At 61.6% G+C, this 17,852-nt stretch carries 18 protein-coding genes and 1 pseudogene; 6 read left to right on the forward strand and 13 right to left on the reverse strand.

Going from position 1 to position 17,852, the window contains the following annotated elements; genetic code table 11:
* The first annotated feature begins 42 nt into the window (after positions 1-42).
* On the forward strand, positions 43-759 hold the full coding sequence (locus ACX3YF_RS19935; RefSeq protein ID WP_130209965.1) for an alpha/beta hydrolase: 717 nt from the start codon (positions 43-45) through the stop codon (positions 757-759).
* A 3-nt stretch (positions 760-762) separates the two neighbouring features.
* Here ACX3YF_RS19935 and ACX3YF_RS19940 read toward each other — a convergent pair whose 3' ends face one another.
* From ACX3YF_RS19940 to ACX3YF_RS19965, 6 genes and pseudogenes are all read right to left on the reverse strand, one after another.
* Entirely contained in the window at positions 763-1,335 is a 573-nt protein-coding gene (locus ACX3YF_RS19940) for a DcrB/PsbP domain-containing protein (RefSeq protein WP_458974141.1), read from the reverse strand.
* A 74-nt stretch (positions 1,336-1,409) separates the two neighbouring features.
* Positions 1,410-1,699, reverse strand: a pseudogene (locus tag ACX3YF_RS19945) (type II toxin-antitoxin system RelE/ParE family toxin).
* Positions 1,689-1,880, reverse strand: a complete 192-nt coding sequence (gene relB / locus ACX3YF_RS19950) for a type II toxin-antitoxin system RelB family antitoxin (RefSeq protein ID WP_130209969.1) — start codon at positions 1,878-1,880, stop codon at positions 1,689-1,691. Before relB ends, ACX3YF_RS19945 begins: the two are co-directional and overlap by 11 nt.
* Positions 1,881-2,136: 256 nt before the next feature.
* The gene (locus ACX3YF_RS19955) at positions 2,137-2,463 is read right to left on the reverse strand and encodes a putative quinol monooxygenase (RefSeq protein WP_130209971.1); all 327 of its coding nucleotides are present in this window, start codon (positions 2,461-2,463) and stop codon (positions 2,137-2,139) included.
* Positions 2,464-2,491: 28 nt separating this feature from the next.
* A complete protein-coding gene (locus tag ACX3YF_RS19960; RefSeq protein WP_448646987.1) occupies positions 2,492-3,166 on the reverse strand; it encodes a glutathione S-transferase family protein in 675 nt (224 codons plus the stop codon).
* A gap of 132 nt (positions 3,167-3,298) precedes the next feature.
* Positions 3,299-4,096, reverse strand: a complete 798-nt coding sequence (locus ACX3YF_RS19965) for a hypothetical protein (protein ID WP_448646986.1) — start codon at positions 4,094-4,096, stop codon at positions 3,299-3,301.
* Positions 4,097-4,350: 254 nt separating this feature from the next.
* Here ACX3YF_RS19965 and ACX3YF_RS19970 point away from each other — a divergent pair, with 254 nt between their 5' ends.
* On the forward strand, positions 4,351-5,670 hold the full coding sequence (locus ACX3YF_RS19970) for an Nramp family divalent metal transporter (RefSeq protein ID WP_458974142.1): 1,320 nt from the start codon (positions 4,351-4,353) through the stop codon (positions 5,668-5,670).
* Positions 5,671-5,779: 109 nt separating this feature from the next.
* On the opposite strand, the gene ACX3YF_RS19975 is transcribed toward ACX3YF_RS19970, so the two are convergent.
* From ACX3YF_RS19975 to ACX3YF_RS19985, 3 genes are read right to left on the reverse strand one after another with little or no spacing between them, the layout of a single operon-like run.
* Entirely contained in the window at positions 5,780-6,961 is a 1,182-nt protein-coding gene (locus ACX3YF_RS19975; protein WP_448646985.1) for an acetyl-CoA C-acetyltransferase, read from the reverse strand.
* Between the two features lie 11 nt (positions 6,962-6,972).
* Positions 6,973-7,638, reverse strand: a complete 666-nt coding sequence (locus ACX3YF_RS19980) for a CoA transferase subunit B (RefSeq protein WP_047530552.1) — start codon at positions 7,636-7,638, stop codon at positions 6,973-6,975.
* 36 nt (positions 7,639-7,674) lie between these two features.
* On the reverse strand, positions 7,675-8,373 hold the full coding sequence (locus tag ACX3YF_RS19985) for a CoA transferase subunit A (protein ID WP_047530551.1): 699 nt from the start codon (positions 8,371-8,373) through the stop codon (positions 7,675-7,677).
* A 175-nt stretch (positions 8,374-8,548) separates the two neighbouring features.
* Between ACX3YF_RS19985 and ACX3YF_RS19990 the strand changes: the two genes are divergently transcribed.
* Entirely contained in the window at positions 8,549-9,451 is a 903-nt protein-coding gene (locus ACX3YF_RS19990; RefSeq protein ID WP_130209981.1) for a LysR family transcriptional regulator, read from the forward strand.
* 123 nt (positions 9,452-9,574) lie between these two features.
* Here the strand turns inward: ACX3YF_RS19990 and ACX3YF_RS19995 are convergent, their stop codons facing one another.
* Both ACX3YF_RS19995 and ACX3YF_RS20000 read right to left on the reverse strand, forming a co-directional pair.
* Positions 9,575-10,420, reverse strand: coding sequence for an NAD-dependent protein deacetylase (locus ACX3YF_RS19995; RefSeq protein WP_448646984.1), 846 nt, complete (start codon positions 10,418-10,420; stop codon positions 9,575-9,577).
* Between the two features lie 108 nt (positions 10,421-10,528).
* Complete coding sequence (locus ACX3YF_RS20000; protein ID WP_448646983.1) at positions 10,529-11,575, reverse strand: class I SAM-dependent methyltransferase; 1,047 nt, start codon at positions 11,573-11,575, stop codon at positions 10,529-10,531.
* Between the two features lie 426 nt (positions 11,576-12,001).
* On the opposite strand from ACX3YF_RS20000, the gene ACX3YF_RS20005 reads away from it, so the two are divergent.
* The 3 genes from ACX3YF_RS20005 (at position 12,002) to ACX3YF_RS20015 (ending at position 15,582) form a co-directional block, all read left to right on the forward strand.
* A complete protein-coding gene (locus ACX3YF_RS20005) occupies positions 12,002-12,856 on the forward strand; it encodes an HvfB family MNIO-type RiPP peptide maturase (RefSeq protein WP_448646982.1) in 855 nt (284 codons plus the stop codon).
* A complete protein-coding gene (locus ACX3YF_RS20010; protein WP_448646981.1) occupies positions 12,834-13,592 on the forward strand; it encodes an HvfC family RiPP maturation protein in 759 nt (252 codons plus the stop codon). The genes ACX3YF_RS20005 and ACX3YF_RS20010 overlap by 23 nt, the downstream gene beginning before the upstream one ends.
* A 364-nt stretch (positions 13,593-13,956) precedes the next feature.
* On the forward strand, positions 13,957-15,582 hold the full coding sequence (locus ACX3YF_RS20015; protein ID WP_448646980.1) for a methyl-accepting chemotaxis protein: 1,626 nt from the start codon (positions 13,957-13,959) through the stop codon (positions 15,580-15,582).
* Between the two features lie 48 nt (positions 15,583-15,630).
* On the opposite strand, the gene ACX3YF_RS20020 is transcribed toward ACX3YF_RS20015, so the two are convergent.
* A complete protein-coding gene (locus ACX3YF_RS20020) occupies positions 15,631-16,950 on the reverse strand; it encodes an ATP-binding protein (RefSeq protein ID WP_458944835.1) in 1,320 nt (439 codons plus the stop codon).
* Positions 16,947-17,687: a response regulator gene (locus ACX3YF_RS20025; protein WP_047530534.1), complete on the reverse strand. Its 741-nt coding sequence runs from the start codon at positions 17,685-17,687 to the stop codon at positions 16,947-16,949. The genes ACX3YF_RS20020 and ACX3YF_RS20025 overlap by 4 nt, the downstream gene beginning before the upstream one ends.
* Between the last annotated feature and the right edge of the window lie 165 nt (positions 17,688-17,852).

A 17,852-nucleotide genomic window follows, 5' to 3' on the forward strand; every position in this document is an offset into this window, starting at 1 on the left:
TTAGGCTCTGTCCCGAATCCTGCGCACTGTGAAGGAAGCTCCATGTTGAAATTTCTTGCTCTGCTCACGCTGTTGGCGTCCGCCGCTGTCCACGCTCAAACCCCGCTGCAAACCGATCTGCCGCTCAAGTACCTGGAGCAGGCCAACGTCGATTCCCGCGATCAACCCCTGGTGATTTTCCTCCACGGTTACGGCAGTAACGAGCAGGATCTGTTCGGCATCAAGGATGACTTGCCCGCGCAATACACCTACCTGTCGGTCCGTGCGCCGATGGTGATGGAAGAGGGCAGTTACCAGTGGTTTCGCAAGAAGGGTGAAGGTGCCTACAACGGCGAGACAGATGATCTGAAGACCAGCGCCCAATTGCTGCTGGATTTCGTCGCCCAGGCGGCGAAGAAATATCACACCGAACCGGACAAGGTGTTTTTGGTGGGATTCAGCCAGGGCGCGATCATGTCGTACGAGGTCGCCCTGCGCCACCCCGAAGCGGTGGGCGGGATCGCGGCGTTGAGCGGACGGATTCTGCCGGTGCTCAAATCGGAGCTGCAACCGGATGAAAAACGCCAGTCGCTGGCGATTTTCATCGGGCATGGCACGGCGGATAAACGCCTGCCGTTCAGTGACGGCACTGACGCCGACAGCCTGCTCAAGAGCGCGTCACTCGAACCCGAGTTTCACGCCTACCAAGGGGTTGGCCACAACATCAGCGCCGACGAGGTGCAGGATTTGAGTGCCTGGTTGCAGCGCCTCAATCCTTGATGTTCATTTGCCGCTGACGATCTGCTTGATCAGGGTTTCGTGGGCAGCCATGTCGCCGGGACGGGAAATCACCCGGACCACGGTCATGTGACTGCCGGACGCCGCCATCAACGTCGTATTGAGGGTCTGACCACCGCCCTGGGTGGCGGTGCTGTCGACCTGGCGCAGGCCCAGTCCGGTTTTTTTCAGGGTCAGGCTTTTTTCGCTGAGTTTGTTGTAATCCGGCAGGGCCTTGCGTTGCGCGGCGTCGAAGTCGGCTGCGGTGCCGTCGAGAAACGCGCCGTCGTTGTCTTCGACCTTGACCCCTTCCGGCAGGCTGTTTTCAGCGGCGATCACCACGGTCTTGGTGGTTTCGTTGCTGTACATGGTGCCGCTCGCACCGGTGGGGCTGGTCGGCAGCGGGTTGGCGATGAAGCCCTTGGGCAGGGTGAAGGTGAACTTGCCGCCGAGCATCGAGACTTTCTGAGTCGGTGCCGTCTCTTTGGCAGTGGCCTTGGCGGCCTGCGCATTCAAAGCCCCAAGACTGGCCGCCGCTGCCAGCAACAGAACAACGGCTTTTTTACTCAACAGTGACATTCGGAATCTCCAGGGATGGTCGCGCGATGGGGCGGCGATCATCCCATGGAGGTTATGGCGGGTTCCAGTACGGACTAACGGACGGTCACTGATGCTCGGGGGTATTCTTGCCTGGCGTGTAAAACGCTCAGGATCTCGATTCGATCCGTTAATTGATAAACCACCAGGTAGTTGGGGTGCACAACAATTTCACGGGTACCAGGCACTCGGCCAAATCGATAGAGATAGGGTGTTCAGGTAGGGCTGAAGCAGCGGCCTCGATGGCTTGGGACAGGTCGATCGCTGCTGCCACGTTACGATCGCCAATGTAATTAAGGATTTGCCAGAGTTCGGCCCGCGCTTCAGGCCGCCACTCAACCGGCATCGCGCTTGTTGCGCTTCGATTCGATAAGGGCTCGCATTTCAGCCATCACTTGGTCGTGCGGGATACTTGGGCGTGGATCATCCAGTGAAGCCTGGACCTTCGCGTGGAACCAACGGTCGTAGCTGGCGGCCTGCTCTTCGGTTTCGAATTCTGAAACGATGGGGGAAAGGTCGGCGCTCATGGGGGCCTCCGGAATCAATGCTTGTCAGACTAAGGGGTATGTGGCGAGTTGTCGTTGCTGTCTGGATGAAGTACACCTTGCCCAGGTGCCGGTTGACGACTCCCGCCAGGACAAATCGTAGTTCCCAGGCTTGCGACGGCCAACCCTAAGATGCCGTCGGAGATTTCCTCGTTCGTTCTACGAATCATCCGTTGTAGAGGGGCATGCAGACAGTGCAGGGCGAGGGCAAGCCCCCTCGCCACAAGGTCTGGTGCAGTCAAACCTCCCGGCGCACCGGATAGCTTTTGATCACCTCCAGAAACTCGATCCGACGCTCCCGGGCCAGCAACTCCGGCAGCCGTTGTTCATACGCCTGACGGTAGGGCTTGCTCAGGTGGCGAGTGATGAAGTCCTCCTTGCTGCAATTCCAGGTTTCGTAGAGCACCAGGGTGTTCGGGTCGTCCTGGAGCTGGTGCACCCAGGTGTTGACGAAATCCGGCTCGGCCGACATCTGGTGCACGACGTCCAGCAGGCGTTCCCTGGTTTCGGCGAAACGTTCCGGTTTGGCGGGCAGGTAAACGATAAACGCGACTTGATCACTCATTTCATCACCTTCGAACGTCGGGAACGGGTTATCGGGCCTGGTTCTGCGGGAACAGGTTACGGCGGGTTTCTTCGTCGAATTCGGCTTTCAGCACCAGTTGCCCTTTCAGGCCGTGAGCGCGCTGGGCCGCGGGGCGGGCGCTGATTTCATCGAACAGACGCTTGACGTTCGGGTAGGCGGCCAGGCCGTTTTCGCCAAGGATGTACGGCGCGTAATTGGCCCAGCCCCAGAGCGCCATGTCGGCGATGCTGTAGGTGTCGCCGGCCAGGTACGGGTGATCGGCCAGACGCTGGTCGAGCACGCGGTAGTGACGCTCGACTTCCTTGAGGTAGCGGTTTTTCGCGTAGGGCAGGTCCTCCGGTGCGTGGTGCAGGAAGTGCACGGCCTGGCCCGAGAACGGCGAGAGGCCGGTGGCGATGAACATCAGCCACGACAGCAACTCGGCATTGCCGGCAGCGGTGGTCGGCAGGAAGCGCTGATGTTTGTGTGCCAGGTGCAGCAGGATCGCTTGCGAGTCGAAAACCGTGGCGTCGCCATCGATCAGGGCCGGCACCTTGGCGTTCGGGTTGATCGCCAGGAAAGCCGGCAGGTGTTGTTCGCCCTTGAAGGTATCGACGCCGATCAATTCATAAGGCGTTTGCAGTTCTTCGAGCAGCAGGGCGACTTTCATCGGATTAGGCGAAGGGTGGAAAAAGAATTTCATGGTGTAGGCCTCAGTCGGTCGTGGGTTGTGAACTGAGGTTGATGTTGGGCGAAACCCATTCGATTGACGTACGGGGTTTTTGCTTTACTCGTACGAAACCATCGAATGTGTCCGCCCGATGACCTGAAGCAACTAGCGCTTGATGGCGGTACTCCCAGCGTCCGCCGCCACCGGGTCGACGGGCCGCGCCAGCAAGCGTTTGGTCACCCCCAGCATCGCCACGGACACCGCCACTCCCAGGACGAATGCGTTCATCCCGAGTGTTGGCAATGCCAGCGTCAGGACCAGGCAAAAGGCCGAGAACGAGTACATCCCGGTCGCCGTCGCGCGCAGCAGGGCAGCGGTAAACGCCGGACCACGGGTTTGCTGGGAAAACACTGCCATCACGCTGCCCAGCACCGGGAACACGGCGAGCAGGCCGCTCCAGCGATCACCCACAGTGCTGGCAAGCAAGGTGACCGCGAGGGTCAGCAGGGCGCCGGCGATCATGCGCAGCAGCAGTTTGTCTGACTTGGGGGCCGGGCCTGACAGGATCGGCTGCACCGACGGGAACAGGTGGGGCGCGGCCAACAGTGCCGTTGCGGCGGCGATCACCGACAGTGGCAGCGACGGCGGGATCAACGACAGCAGCACCGCTGCCGTGGCCCACACCAGCAGTGAAGTCGTTAGCGCCAGCGGCCATCCCGTGCGTTGGGCGACCTGCGCATAGGTCACACAGAAGGCGATCATCGCGAACATCGCCGACAGTGCCGCCATGGCCGATTGCGCGGCGAAGGCTTCACCTTGTTCGATGGCGAGGAAAAACAGAATCGGCCCGACCACCACCGGCAATCCCGACAACCAACCGGCCACGCTCGGCCCCCAGCGTTTACCGGCCAGGGAAATGAGCAGCAGGAATCCTGGAATGACCAGCAGTTTGAGCATCAGCACACGCACATCTCCAATTTGTTTCAGGCGGCAACGTTAGCATTGCGAACAGTGGATTGCTCTATAACGGTTGATTTTTTGTATACAACATTTCCCTCCCATACCGCACACTTCTGTAGAGCTGGCTTGCCAGCGAACGCGGCAACGCCATAATCGGAAGCGACATGCTCATCACCGCCAACCCGGCTCCCGCAGGGTTTTGCGTATACGCTGAAACGTCTAAGCTGGGCGTCTCCCACCTGTAGATGGACCCTCGCGTGAAATTCAGCTTGCCCAAAGTCGGCACCGCGCCGTTTTGCCCCCCGGAAGTGGCGGGCAGTGTTGCCGTCGACCCCAATGCCTCCTTTTTCAAACGCGTGCTGCGCTTTGCCGGCCCCGGTTTGCTGGTGTCCATCGGCTATATGGACCCGGGCAACTGGGCGACCGCCATCGAGGCCGGCTCGCGGTTTGGCTACAGCTTGCTGTTCGTGGTGCTGCTGGCGAGCCTGGCGGGGATGGTGGTGCAGTGTTTGTGTTCGCGCCTGGGCATCGCCACCGGGCGTGACCTGGCGCAGTTGTCCCGGGAGCGCTACAGCACGCGGACTGCGCGCACGCAGTGGCTGCTGGCGGAAATCTCGATCATCGCCACCGACCTCGCCGAAGTGCTGGGCTGTGCGTTGGCGTTCCATTTGCTGCTCGGTTGTTCGCTGACCTTCGGCATTGCCCTGACCGCGTTCGATACCCTGCTGGTGCTGGCCCTGCAAAACCGGGGCTTTCGTCGTCTGGAAGCGATCATGCTGGTGCTCGTGGCCACCATCGGCGCGTGCTTCTTCGTCGAACTGCTGTTGATCAAGCCTTACTGGCCCGACGTCGCCCGAGGTTTCACGCCTTCACTCTCCGCCATCGGCGAGGCCGCGCCGCTGTATTTGGCCATCGGCATTCTCGGGGCCACGGTGATGCCGCATAACCTCTACCTGCACACGTCGATCGTACAGACCCGGCTGATCGGCAAGGACCTGGCGAGCAAGCAGGACGCCGTGCAACTGGCGCGCATCGACACCATCGGCTCCCTGGCCCTCGCGCTGTTGGTCAACGCGGCCATCCTGATTCTCGCTGCCGCGGCGTTTCACCAGACCGGGCATACCGCTGTCGTGGATATCCAGGACGCCTATCACTTGCTCGATCCTCTGGTGGGCGGGGCGTTGGCCAGCGTGCTGTTCGGCGTTGCGTTGCTGGCTTCGGGACAGAGCTCGACCTTCACCGGGACTATTGCCGGCCAGGTGATCATGGAGGGCTTCCTGAACCTGCGGATTCCTTGCTGGCAGCGGCGCTTGATCACCCGCGGCCTGGCACTGATCCCGGCGTTCATTGGCGTGTGGCTGATGGGCGACGGTGCCATCGGCAAGTTACTGGTGCTCAGTCAGGTGGTGCTGAGTCTGCAATTGCCGTTTGCCCTGTACCCGCTGATCCGGATGACCAACGATCACAGACTCATGGGGCCGTTTGTGAACCGGTTACCGACGCGGGTGCTGGCGTGGGGGTTGTTCGTGTTGATCAGCGGGGCGAACAGCTGGTTGATCCTGCAGTTTCTGGCATGACGCTGTCTGAAAGCCAGAAAAAAGAAACCCGGTGCGACGCGAGTCACACCGGGTGTTTTACCAGGCTGCAACGGTTCTTCGTGGGTCCCCGTGCAGCCTGTTGAACGCGTTAGGCCCGCTCGAGCGCCAGTGCCACGCCCTGTCCACCACCGATGCACAGGGTGGCGAGGCCTTTCTTGGCGTCACGCTTGATCATTTCATGCAACAGCGTCACCAGTACCCGGCAACCCGACGCACCGATCGGGTGGCCCAGGGCGATGGCACCGCCGTTGACGTTGACCTTGTTCAAGTCCCATTCCAGGTCCTTGGCTACAGCCAGCGATTGTGCGGCGAAGGCTTCGTTGGCTTCGATCAGGTCCAGTTGATCGATGGACCAACCGGCCTTGTCCAGGCAACGACGGGTGGCCGACACCGGGCCGATGCCCATGATCGCCGGGTCCACGCCAGCGTTGGCGTAGGCCGCGATTTTCGCCAGTACCGGCAGGCCCAGGGCCTTGGCTTTCTCGGCGCTCATCAGGATCACCGCTGCCGCGCCGTCGTTGAGCGACGAAGCGTTACCGGCAGTCACCGAGCCGTCCTTTTTGAAGGCTGGCTTGAGTTTGCCCAGGGATTCGGCGGTGGTGCCGGCCCGTGGTTGCTCATCGGTGGCGAAGGACAGCGGATCGCCCTTGCGCTGGGGAATCAGGATCGGCGTGATCTCATCGACAAAACGCCCGCCTTCGATGGCGGCGGTGGCTTTCTGCTGCGAGGCGGCGGCGAATGCATCCTGCTGCTCGCGGGTCAGGCTGTACTTCTCGGCCAGGTTTTCGGCGGTGATGCCCATGTGGTAATCGTTGAATGCGTCCCACAGGCCGTCGCTGATCATGGTGTCGACGAGCTGCGCGTTACCCATGCGCAGGCCGGTGCGGGCACCGGGCATGACGTAGTTGGACAGGCTCATGTTTTCCTGGCCACCAGCGATGATCACCTCGGCGTCGCCGCAACGGATGGCCTGGGCGCCGAGGTGCAGGGCCTTGAGGCCGGATCCGCAGACTTTGTTCAGGGTCATGGCAGGCACGGCGAAGGGCAGGCCGGCCTTGATCGATGCCTGGCGCGCGGGGTTTTGCCCGGCGCCGGCGGTCAACACCTGGCCCATGATCACTTCATCGACTTGGGCAGGGTCCAGGCCGGTTTGCGCCAGCAACTGACGGATGACCGCCGCGCCCAGGTCAACGGCGGATACGTTTGCCAGGGAGCCCTGGAAACTGCCGATGGCGGTGCGTGTAGCGGCAACAATGACGACTTCTTGCATGGAATGATTCCTCACTGGTCAGCGAACTGCATTTCCGGAACGTGGTCCGGCACGATCAGTTTGCCGGCGGTTTTGGCAACGATCTCTTCAACGCTGACGCCGGGTGCGCGTTCCTTGAGATGGAAGGCGCCGTCCTGGATTTCCAGATAGGCCAGGTCGGTCAGCACGCGCTTGATGCAACCGGCGCCGGTCAGCGGCAGGCTGCATTGGGACAACAGCTTGGACTCACCGTCCTTGGACGCGTGAGTCATGATAACGATGATGTTTTCCGCGCCGGCCACCAGGTCCATGGCGCCGCCCATGCCCTTGACCAGCTTGCCGGGAATCATCCAGGAGGCGATGTTGCCCTGTACATCGACTTCGAAGGCGCCCAGCACGGTCAGGTCGACATGGCCACCGCGGATCATCGCGAAGGATTCGGCCGAGGAAAAGATCGAGGCGCCGATACGGGCGGTCACGGTTTGTTTGCCGGCGTTGATCATGTCGGCATCGATGGTTTCTTCAGTAGGAAAAGGACCCATGCCGAGCAGGCCGTTTTCCGACTGCAGCATGACTTCCATGCCTTCGGGGATGTAGTTGGCGACCAGGGTCGGAATGCCGATGCCCAGGTTTACGTAGAAGCCGTCCTGCATTTCGCGGGCGACGCGTTGAGCCATTTGTTCGCGGGAAAGTGCCATTGTTGTTATTCCTTCATTCGGTCCGGGGGCAGGGGATCACTTACGCACGGTGCGCTGTTCGATGCGCTTCTCGAACGTGCCGCAGATGATCCGGTCGACGTAGATGCCAGGGGTGTGGATCTGCGACGGCTCCAGCTCGCCGGGTTCGACGATTTCCTCGACTTCGACCACGGTGATCTTGCCGGCGGTGGCGGCCAGCGGGTTGAAGTTCTGGGCGGTGTGGCGGTAGATCACGTTACCGAAATGGTCGGCTTTCCAGCCTTTGACGATGGCGAAGTCGCCGGTGATGGATTCTTCCATCAGGTACTTGCGGCCATGGAATTCGCGCACTTCCTTGCCTTCGGCAACCGGGGTGCCGACGCCGGTCGCGGTGAAGAACGCCGGGATGCCGGCACCGCCTGCGCGCATTTTTTCGGCGAGGGTGCCTTGGGGGGTCAGGATGACTTCGATTTCGCCCTTGAGCAGTTGTTCTTCGAACAGCTTGTTTTCGCCGACGTAGGAGGCCACGACTTTGCTGATCTGGCGGTCGGTCAGCAATACGCCGAGCCCGAAGCCGTCGACGCCGCAGTTATTGGAGACCACGGTGAGGTCGCGTGTGCCCTTGCGTTTGATCTCGGCGATCAGGTTTTCCGGGATCCCACACAGGCCGAAGCCGCCGGCGATCACCGTCATGCCGTCTTCAAGGCCTGCCAGAGCTTCCTCGTAGGAACTCACGCGCTTGTCGAAACCTGCCATATGCACCTCTTTTATTCTTTATGGGCGGCTGGCTAGCCGAATGGGGTTGAGTGTCTCGCCGCGAGATTGATTTGTTAAGTTGTTTTTTTGGCTGTATTAATTGATAAAACTCATCAAATTGCTGCTTTCGATCTTGCAGCTTAGAGCGTGTAGCTTACAACTGGAGCAAAGCACATTGACCATCAAGCAGATCCGCGCCTTCCTGGCGGTGGCCCAGAGTTTGAGTTTCGCCGTGGCCTGCGAGCGCTTGCACCTGTCTCAGTCGGCCCTGAGCCTGACCATCAAGGCGCTGGAGGAGAGTTTGGGCGGGCGATTGTTCACCCGCAATACGCGCAATGTCGCGTTGACCGCCGAGGGTGAATCGCTGGTGCCGCTGGCGCGCCGCCTGATTGCTGACTGGGACAATGCCGAAGATGAATTGCGCCAGCGCTTCACCCTCCAGCGCGGGCGCGTGACCCTCGCGGCCATGCCGTCGTTCGCCGGCAACCTGCTGCCCCCGATCCTCAAGACCTTTCGCGCGCGCTACCCGAAAGTCAACGTCACGGTGAACGACGTGATCAACGAGCAAGTGCTGGAAATGGTCCGTGACCGCCAGGTGGAACTGGGGGTGGCGTTCGAACCGACCCAGAATTCGTCGCTGCATTTCACGCCGCTGTACGTTGACCGCTTTGTGGCGGTCGTGCCCCTTGATTCGCCGCTGGCCACGCGGGATGACATCGACTGGCAGACCTTGCTCAAGGAACCATTCATTACCTTGCAGCGCCCATCGACGGTGCGGGTGATGCTGGAGGAACACTTGCAGGCGCGGGGCATGAAATTGCCAGTGGAGTTTGAAAGCCATCAGTTGTCCACGGTCGGTCGGATGGTCGCCAGCGGACTGGGCGTGAGCGCGGTGCCGGCCCTGTGCGCCGGGCAGATGCGCGAACTGGGCGCGCGGTGCATCACCTTGCACGACCCGGTGGTGGAGCGGGCGCTAGGGGTGTTGACGTTGCCGGGGGGAGAACTGTCGGCGGCGGCGCAGGCGTTGTTTGATGTGCTTAAAGAAGAAAGTCCGGGTCGGCAGGCAGACGGACGTTGATCACCCTTCTTGTAGGAGCGAGCCTGCTCGCGATGGACGCCAGGCCACCGCGGGCATTCAGATAGACCGCGTCGTCGTTGACGTCCATCGCGAGCAGGCTCGCTCTACGAGGATTGGGTCGCGTCAGTGGTGGGAGAGGCGCTGTGCCAGTAACGGCAACAACTGCTCGCAGGACATCTCTATCTTCAAATCCAGCAGGTCGTCGGCCCGCGTCTTGCCCAGGTTGATCGCCAGCAATGGCTTGCCCTGATCCACCACCGCGCGGCACAGGCGAAATGCCGAATAGGCCATCAACGACGAACCGACGACCAATAGCCCCGCAGCCTTTTCCACCGCAGCCATCGCTTTGGCGGCGGTTTCCTGCGCGACGTTTTCGCCAAAGAACACCACGTCCGGTTTCATCCGTTCACCGGCGCAATAGGGGCAACGGGGTACTTGAAAGCGGGCTTCGAAGGCGGCGTCCAGCAAGGTGTCGCCGTCCGGCGCCTGCACCGCATCAACGCCGGCCAGATAGGGGTTCTGTGCTTCCATCTGTTGCTGGATCGAATCCCGTTCGCTGCGTTTGGCGCAGTCCAGGCACAGCACCCGGTGCAGGCTGCCGTGCAGTTCGATCACGTCATGGCTGCCGGCCTGATCGTGCAGGGTGTCGACATTCTGGGTGATCAGGCCGCTGATCTGCCGGGTACTCTGCAAGCGGGCCAGGGTGTCGTGTGCCACGTTCGGTCGGGCCTGGCGCACCCGTGGCCAGCCGAGCATCGCCCGCGCCCAATAACGTCGGCGGGACTCGGGCGCGGAGAGAAATTCCTGATACATCATCGGCTGCCGGCCACGGCGTACGCCCTGATTGTCGCGGTAGTCGGGAATGCCCGACGGGGTGCTGATCCCGGCACCGGTCAGAACCACGAACGGTTGATCGTCCATGAGCTGTCGCAGGCGGTCGAGTTGTTCGTGGATAAGGCTGTCGAGCATGTCGGGAAACCTGTAGGAGCGAGCTTGCTCGCGAAGGCGTGTCAGTCGACATCAATGTACCTGACCCACCTTCGCTGGCAAGCCAGCGCCTACAAAAGGCAACCGGGCTTACTTGCGTGCTTCAAGAATCAGGTTGAACGGCGTTTCCGTCGCCCGGCGGAAACTGGAGAACCCGGCTTCGGTGAACACCTTGCGCAACCGTGTTTCGCCCGCCTGGGCGCCGAGGCCGAGACCGACTTCCTGAGACAGCGAGTTGGGCGTGCAAATGAAGGTCGAGGCGGCATAGAACAAACGACCGACCGGATTGATGTTTTCATCGAGCGAGTCGTTGGCGAAGGGTTCCACCAGCAGCACCGTGCCGTCCGGTTTCAGTGACTCGTAGGCATGTCTGGCCGCGCCGACCGGGTCGCCCATGTCGTGCAGGCAGTCGAAATAGCAGACCAGATCATAGTCGTTGCCGGGGTAGCTCTTTGCCGTGCCCTGGAAGAATCGCGCCCGACCGGCCACGCCACCTTCTTCGGCGCGCTGGGTGGCGACGGTGACGGAGGGTGCGTGGTAGTCGAAGCCGACAAATCGCGACTCGGGAAAGGCCTGGGCCATGATCACGGTGGAGGCGCCATGCCCGCAGCCGATGTCCGCCACTTTCGCGCCGGCTTCCAGCTTGGCCACGACGCCTTCAAGGGCCGGCAGCCATTCGGCGATCAGATGGGCCTTGTAGCCAGGGCGGAAGAACCGCTCCGTGCCGCTGAACATGCACGGATGATGATCGCCCCAGGGCAGGGCGCCGTCGCCGCGCATGGCTTTGATCAGTTTGTCCTTGTCATGGAAAAACGATGCGACCACCCCGATTCCACCGGCGATATAGACCGGCGAGTCCTCGATGGCCAGCGCCAGGGCTTGTTCTTCGGGCAGGCGGAACTGTCCGTCGGTGTGTTCCATATAGCCGGAGGCGGCGTGGGCGCTGAGCCACTCGCGCACCAGGCGTGGGTTGCAGCCGGTCTTGCCGGCGAGTGTTTCAGGGGTGACTGGCTGACTGTCGGCCATGGCCCGGTACAGCCCGAGTTCTTCGCCGAGGATGACGTTGGCGAGCATCGCCGCGCCGCCCATGTCATTCACCAGTTTGCCCATGAAGTCATTGAGTCTGGCCTCGTCCATCACGTGTGCTCCTTCAAGAGGATCACGGTCCAGAGGCATTGTTTGCCTGGGCAAGCCGCCGCTGGGCGGTGGTCGTGGGGGATGTTCAGGACGATTTGCATGTCCTGGGTGCATTAAGTTTAGTTCGCTGATCGAATGGCGCTTTTTCCAGGCGACGAAGGTCCCCTGTGGGAGCGGGCTTGCCCGCGATAGCGCAGTGTCAGTCAACAAATAGGCCGGATCTGCCAGCCTCATCGCGGGCAAGTCGAATCGTTGGACCGCCGTTCCCACGGGGATTTGGCCAGCCGTGCCTGCGTATGTATCCCACTGTATCTAACCGCCATCCCGATACAGTCCCCCTCAATTCAAGGCCACCGGTGAACACAGAACAGATACATCACTTCGATTAACTGTGATTGCGTACTGACAACCCCAGGGATCGACACCATGCAAACCCCCATCATTTCAGCGAAGGCCAGCGCCGGGCTCGGCTTGCGTCGCGGTTTACTCAAAGACCTCCAGGCCGCCCCGGCCGGCCATTTCGATTTCCTCGAAGTTGCGCCGGAAAACTGGATCGGCATCGGCGGTGCCCATGGGGCGGCACTGCGAGCACTGGCCGAACGCTATCCGCTGTCCTGCCACGGGTTGTCGTTGTCGCTGGGCGGGCCTTCACCGCTGGATGTCGGGTTCCTGCAGGAGGTGCGGGTGTTTCTCGATCACTACAACGTGCCGCTGTACAGCGAGCACCTGAGTTATTGCAGCGATGACGGTCACCTCTACGACCTGTTGCCGTTGCCGTTTACCGAAGAAGCGGTACACCACGTCGCCGCGCGCATTCGTCAGGCCCAGGAGATTCTCGGCCGGCGCCTGGCGGTGGAAAACGTCTCCTACTATGCCGCGCCACAGCAGGACATGGACGAGGTGACGTTCACCAACGCGGTATTGCGCGAAGCCGACTGCGACCTGCTGCTGGACGTCAACAACGTTTACGTCAACTCGATCAACCACGGTTTCGACCCACACGAATTCCTCGCCGGTATCGAGTCGAACCGGGTGGTGGCCATGCACATCGCCGGGCATTTCGATGAATCCGATACCTTGAAAATCGACACCCACGGGGCGTCGGTCAAGCCGGCAGTGTGGTCGTTGCTGGCCGAGGCCTATGCCCGGTTCGGCGCCCGACCGACGTTGCTGGAGCGCGATTTCAACTTTCCGGCATTTTCCGAACTGGTCGCCGAGTTGCAGACCATTCGCCGTTTGCAGGCCGAGGAGGCAAGCCGTGGCCAAGCGCTCGTTGCATGAACAACAAAACAGCATGGGCCTGTTCCTGCGCGACCCTGAACGCTGTGCGCCACCCGCCGAGATGGACCCGGCGCGGGCACAGGTCTATCGCGACCTGGTGTTCGCCAACCTGTCGTCGTTGATCAGCGGCACCTTCCCGGTGCTGGTGAACATCCTGGGCGATGACCAGTGGCGTGCGCTGGTGCGGGCTTTTCTGCGCGACTACCGTGCCCACACACCGAAGTTCGGCGAGATCGCCGAGGAATTCGTCGAGTTCCTGGCGTCCGGACCGCAAGCGTTGGCCGATGGTTCCTGGCCGCCATTCATGGTGGAGCTGGCGCATTACGAATGGGTCGAAATGGCGCTGCAACAATCCGAGGCCGAGCCTTTGCCGGCCGGCGATGCCAAAGGATTGCCGAGCCGCCCGTTGCACGTCTCGCCACTGGCCTGGCCGTTGGCCTATAGCTGGCCGGTGCATCGGATCGGACCGGGTTATCGGCCCGATACCGCACCCGATCAGCCAACATTGCTGCTGGTGCGGCGGGCCGAGGACTGGCAGGTGAAGTTCTCCGAACTGAGCCCCTTGGCGTGGCGCCTGTTGCAGCGCATCGACGAATTTCCCGAGCTGGATGGCCGTGCGCAATTACAGGGGCTGGCGCTGGAGGCGGGTGCGTCCGGGACGCCGACGTTCTTCGATGACGGCCTGGCATTGATCCAGCAGTTGCATGGAGAAGGGGTGGTGGGCGTCATCAACTGATTTTTTGCGGATGGACCCGATCCTGTGGGAGCTGGCTTGCCAGCGATGGATTCACAACCACTTCTGTTATCCATCGAGTCCGCGCCATCGTTAAGGACCATCGCTGGCAGGCCAGCTCTTACAGGGCTCGTATACATCCGGATGTTGCACATTCGTTCCATGTGTTTCACCGTTGAAACACTCGTAACCCTTTGAAATTTATTTGCTCGATCCCCGCAATAAACCTCAAGCCTGGCCGATACAACTAACAGGCGCAGACAAACCCACTACAACAATGGCGCCTATCTGAAACGGGCGCGCCGACGCCCGCCATTCAGTGATCACGCAAGGATGCTCGTAGCCACCAACACCCGAGAATCATCCTATGTCACTGCGTAATCTGAGTATCGCGCCTCGAGCGTTCCTGGGTTTTGCCTTCATCGCCCTGTTGGTCATCGTGCTGGGGGTGTTTGCGGTGAATCGCATGAGTACCATCCGCCAGGCCTCCCTGGACATGGAAACGAACCAACTGCCCAGCGTCGGCTTTCTTGGCAACATTACCGAGAACGTGTTGCGCTTGCGCATTCTGTCGTTCCGGGTATTGGTCAACCGTGATCCGGCAGCGCTGCAGGACGCCCAGACGCGCATCGGCGTGCTGATCGACAAGGTGCACAGCGCTCAGGCCAGTTATGCCGCGTTGCCATCCCAGCCGGAAGAAGCGCAGCTGTACAAGGCGTTCACCGTGACCCTGGACAGCTACATGCAAGCCCAGGAGCAGATGCTGGAGTTGTCGCGCCAGAACAGGCTCGATGAAATGCGCACGCTGATCAACACGCGGATCAAGGACGGCACCGATCAGATGGGTGAGCAGCTCAACAAGTTGGTGGCACTCAATACCGGCTATGCCAAAACCGCCTCGGCCGAAGCGGGCGCCAACTACAGCAGCGCCATTATCGGCATCGTAGCCGCCGCTGTGATGGCCGCGCTGATGACCATCCTGTTGGCCTGGTTGCTGACCCGCAGCATTGTCACGCCACTGAACCGCGCCTTGCTGGCGGCGCAGACCATCGCCGATGGCAATCTGAGCAAAACCATCGAGGCCGATGGTCAGGATGAGCCGGGTCGGCTGCTCGGTGCCTTGTCGATCATGCAGGCCAATCTGCGCAAAACCATCGAACAGATTGCCGGTTCCGCCACGCAATTGGGGGCCGCCGCTGAAGAACTCAGTGCCGTGACCCAGGACGCCTCTCGGGGTCTGCAACAGCAGAACAACGAAATCGAACAGGCGGCCACCGCCGTCAACGAAATGACCGCCGCCGTGGAAGAAGTGGCACGCAACGCGGTATCGACCTCCGAAGCCTCGAACCAGTCGACCCAGGCCGCCCGCGAAGGCCGCGACCGTGTGGTGGAAACCGTCGACGCGATCCAGACCATGACCCACGACGTGCACACCACCTCGTTGATGATCGAAGGCCTGGCCGCCCAGGGGCGCGACATTGGCAAGGTGCTGGATGTGATTCGCGCCATCGCCGAGCAAACCAACCTGCTGGCGTTGAACGCGGCGATCGAAGCCGCCCGTGCCGGTGAGGCCGGGCGCGGTTTTGCCGTGGTCGCGGACGAAGTGCGGGCGCTGGCCCATCGCACGGCGCAATCGACCCAGGAAATCGAGAAGATGGTCGCCGGCATCCAGAACGGTACCGGTGAAGCCGTGGCGTCGATGCAGCAAAGCAATCAACGCACCCAAAGCACCCTGGAAATGGCGCGTGCGGCCGGTGTCGCGCTGGAGCAGATCACCCAGTCGATCCATTTGATCAACGAGCGCAACCTGGTCATCGCCAGTGCGTCCGAAGAGCAGGCCCAGGTGTCTCGCGAAGTCGATCGCAACCTGGTGAATATTCGCGATCTCGCCACCCAGTCCGCCACAGGCGCCAACCAGACCAGCGCCGCCTCCCATGAACTGTCACGCCTGGCGGTGAATCTGAACGCGCTGGTGTCGCGGTTCGTCATTTAACGCGGTACCCGTGGCCGGGGTTGCGGATTGACCCGAAACCCCGGTCTTTCAAGCCGAGCGCGCCGGCAACTTGAGCTGCGCGCACAAGCCACCACCCTCACGATTACTCAACGTCAGCGATCCCCCGATCGCCAACGCCAGTTGCTGTGCAATCGCCAGGCCCAGGCCGGTACCGCCGGTGCTGCGGTTGCGGGAGTTTTCCACGCGGTAGAACGGCTGCATGACCTGGGCCAGTTCCTCTTCGGCGATGCCCGGACCACGGTCCATGACTTTCACCGACACGCTGCCGTCGGCCTGTTTCTCCACCAGTAATTCGGCAGAACCAGCGAACTTGAGGGCGTTGTCCGTGAGGTTGACCAGCACCCGGCGCAAGGCATGGGGGCGGGTGTCGATGACGGTAGCGCTCTTGCCGTGCAACTGGACCTCTTTGCCCATGTCCTGGTAGTCGAAGACCAGGCTGTCGAGAAACGAGTCCAGATCCGTGCGGCGGCTTTCTTCGGTGGAGCCATGGATGCTGCGCGCGTAGGCCACACCTTCGCGCACCAGGTGTTCCATTTCGCCGAGGTCGTTCCAGAGTTTGTCTTTTTCGGCGGAGTCGTCCATGAATTCGGCGCGCAGTTTCATCCGGGTGATCGGCGTTTGCAGATCATGGGAGATCGCCGCCAACAGTTGCATGCGCTCCTTCAGGTAGGCGGCGATGCGCGCCTGCATGGCGTTGAATGCCTTGGCCGCGTGCGCCACTTCGGTCGGGCCTTTTTCGTCGAGCAGCACCGGGTGGGTGTTGGGGTCGAGGGTGTCCACGGCTTCGGCGAGACGGCTCAGGGGGCGGATGGCGATGCGCACGGCCAGCCAGGTGCAGGCGAGCATCAGCGCCAGTTGTCCGAGCAGGACGATGGGCAGCCAGGGCGACAGCGGCACCATTGCAGGCCGTACGTCGATGGTCAGCGGGCTGCCGTCCGAGAGTTTAAGGTGCACCTGAAAGTGTTTTTTCGGCCCGGGAATGTCGGTGAAGGTCATCGGGTAATCCTGGCCGATGGCGTCCTTGATCGAGGCCATCGCAATCGGCGCCTCGGGCATGTCCATGTCCATCGGCGTGCCTTTTTCGCCGTCACTGAGCAGATAACCGTAATTGGCCCGTTGCAGTTGCTGCAGCCAGCCGGCGCGCTCGTTGGCCGGCAAGCGGTCGAGGATGGCGATGGAGGTCGAGACGTCGGTTTCCAGGTTGCCGAGCATGGTGTTTTTCGAGCTTTCATAGCGCTCGTAGTACTGCGCACCGAATGACAGGGCCTGGGCGAGGATCAGGCCGATCAGGAAAATCAGCGACAGCCGCGACGCCAGGGTGCGAGGCCAATGCATCGATAGACTCACGAGGGGGCACCGACGATTTCCACTGGCAGGGAAAACACGTAGCCCTCGCTGCGCACGGTCTTGATGTAGGCCGGTTCGCGGGCATCATCCAGCAGGCGCTGGCGCAAGCGGCTCACCAACAGGTCGATGGAACGATCGAACAGGTCGGCGTCGCGACCCTGGGTCAGGTTGAGCAACTGGTCGCGGTTGAGTACTCGTTGCGGATGGTCGAGGAATACCCGCAGCAAGCGATATTCCGCACCGCTGAGCGCGACCATGGTGCCGTCCTCATCGAGCAGGTGGCGGGCCGAGGTGTCCAGGCGCCAGCGCCCGAAAGCCAGCAGGCGACTGGTTTCGGTGACCACCAGGTTCGGTGGCAGCATGCGTGTGCGGCGCAGCACGGCGTTGATTCGCGCCAGCAGTTCACGGGCGACGAACGGCTTGACCAGGTAATCGTCGGCACCCATTTCCAGGCCGATGATGCGATCGGTTTCATCGTTGCGGGCGGTGAGCATCAAGACCGGGGTGGCCTTGTGTTTGCCGGCGCGCAGCTCGCGGCAGAGCATCAGGCCATCGTCGCCCGGCATCATGATGTCCAGCACGATCAGGTCCACCGGCGTGGATTCGAGGAAGCTGCGCATCTGCCGGCCATCCGCCACGACCGTGGTGCGCAGGCCGTTCTTCTTGAGGTAGTTGCCCACCAGTTCGCGGATCTCGCGGTCATCGTCAACGATGAGGATGTGATCGACGTGTTCCATGGGTGCCTGCCTCTGTCAGTGGGGGATGTCGCACAGTTTATCGAGCCTTGGCCCGCTCGCCCGTAGCCCTTTGTATTGCAGTGTATCTGGCCAGTCGGTGGATACACACAGACGCAAAAACGCGAATTTTCAGGGGGTTTGTATCCCTGTGTATCCCGGCCCGGC

It is taken from the genome of Pseudomonas fluorescens group sp. PF-69, assembly GCF_054481235.1.